Below are 305 nucleotides of genomic sequence, written 5' to 3' on the forward strand. Positions count from 1 at the left end.
ATTTACCCTGTTTGTCGTCATATCGTCGACTCATTTCCACTTCATTACTCAGCACATAGGTTTTGTTTGGATACAACTCTTTTAATCTTTTAAGGACTTTATTCCGATCTTCTTTACTGACTTCATCGATCGAGATTTTTGAAAATCCATTACCTATAACCCCTGTTTTCGGATTGAAGCTAATCGAGTATTTCCCATCCACAGATCGAACGGTTGCACTTCCAACCAGACCCTTGTAAGTCTCGCCAGCATCCTGCAGCTTGATTTCTTTTTCGGCCAATTCCTTCATTGCTTTTTTCAGCTTG

Annotated in this window: 1 pseudogene; it reads right to left on the reverse strand. The window is 40.0% G+C overall.

The features are described 5' to 3' along the window. Positions 1–305, reverse strand: a pseudogene (locus BBG47_RS28645) (hypothetical protein); the annotation flags it as partial.

It is taken from the genome of Paenibacillus sp. KS1, from assembly GCF_001680695.1.
GTDB lineage: Bacteria > Bacillota > Bacilli > Paenibacillales > Paenibacillaceae > Paenibacillus_B > Paenibacillus_B suaedae.